This is a genomic window from Vibrio sp. OPT46, from assembly GCF_015163535.1.
GTDB classification, from domain to species: Bacteria; Pseudomonadota; Gammaproteobacteria; order Enterobacterales; family Vibrionaceae; genus Vibrio; species Vibrio alginolyticus.
On record NZ_JADDYG010000285.1, the window covers coordinates 1 to 1,046 of the forward strand.

The 1,046-nt window shown below is 36.7% G+C and carries 2 protein-coding genes; both read right to left on the bottom strand.

Annotated features, from left to right (window positions below; genetic code table 11):
* Positions 1–155: 155 nt before the first annotated feature.
* A complete protein-coding gene (locus IQR33_RS12715) occupies positions 156–662 on the bottom strand; it encodes a hypothetical protein (protein ID WP_029811849.1) in 507 nt (168 codons plus the stop codon).
* Positions 663–697: 35 nt separating this feature from the next.
* Positions 698–1,046, bottom strand: a 349-nt coding sequence (locus IQR33_RS12720; RefSeq protein WP_228013878.1) for a hypothetical protein, incomplete at its 5' end; no start/stop codon positions are given.

Below are 1,046 nucleotides of genomic sequence, written 5' to 3' on the forward strand. Positions count from 1 at the left end.
ACAATCTAAATTTGCCAATTGCTTTTCAGCACCTTCAAACATGATGTCTAAGCTATCATCTGTTTTGGCTTTACAGAAATGCCGATAGGCTGTATCAATGCTTGTCTCTGTAGAAACGACAAATTTTTTCTTATTCATTTTAATAATTTTCTCATTCACTTAGCTAGAGTAATACTAAATCTATCCATGTAAGATAATATTTCAATTTCATTTTTATAAACTTCGGTAAGTTTACGTTTAGCTTTATTATACGCCCCTAACTTTCCATACTTCTCCACGGACACAACTGTAGTCTTTGTCGATAATGATCCGTCATCACCATATACATACCACTTGGCCAAATAATGGAGTTTTTTTCTTCGAGGGTCTGATTTAATAGGTGCGTTCTTTTCTATTAGTTTCGGCTCTAGACTATGGGGTAATCGGGTAAACAGTTCAGGCTCATTCAAGACTCTTTTCCAAAGCTTTTTCCCCCACAATTTTATGCCGATTTCGTTCCTTAACCTAATAGCTTTCTTTAAACCTTTCTTCTCTCCAATACGGATATAACCAACCGATCTATGAAGAATTTTATCTTCGGGTGTATGGATGTGAATCTTAAATGCAGTCTCAGCTTTTGAGATAAACCTAAGACCAGTGTTTGTCTCGAAATTGGATTTCATGTTCTAAGCTAATTATCCGTATAATTAATTGATATTTAATCTTCGTATTTACTAAGTTTGATCTCCAAACTAGTGATCAATTCCGGTAGTTTAGATACATACTCTTTAAGCATAGTTATTTGATGTTTAGCTAGGCTTCGCGCTTGTTCAAGCTCCCTAGTTGTCACTAACTTTGAAGCATCTCCTCCAATATTTTTCCAAAGTCCTGCATCAAGTCTCTGGTTTTTATACTGTAGATCACCACCTTGAGTGCGAAAGCCGGTATCGGTTTCTTTGATTGCGATACGCTCTTTGATTTCCCCAGCTCCAACGGTGTAAATTTTAAAGGGAGCTTCGACCTCGGGTTTTCTTCTCGAAGACATGGGAATTCCTGCAATCTTACGA

Excerpts from the sequence above, each read along its gene's own strand:
- IQR33_RS12715 (WP_029811849.1), bottom strand. The coding sequence starts at position 662 with ATGAAATCCAATTTCGAGACAAACACTGGTCTTAGGTTTATCTCAAAA.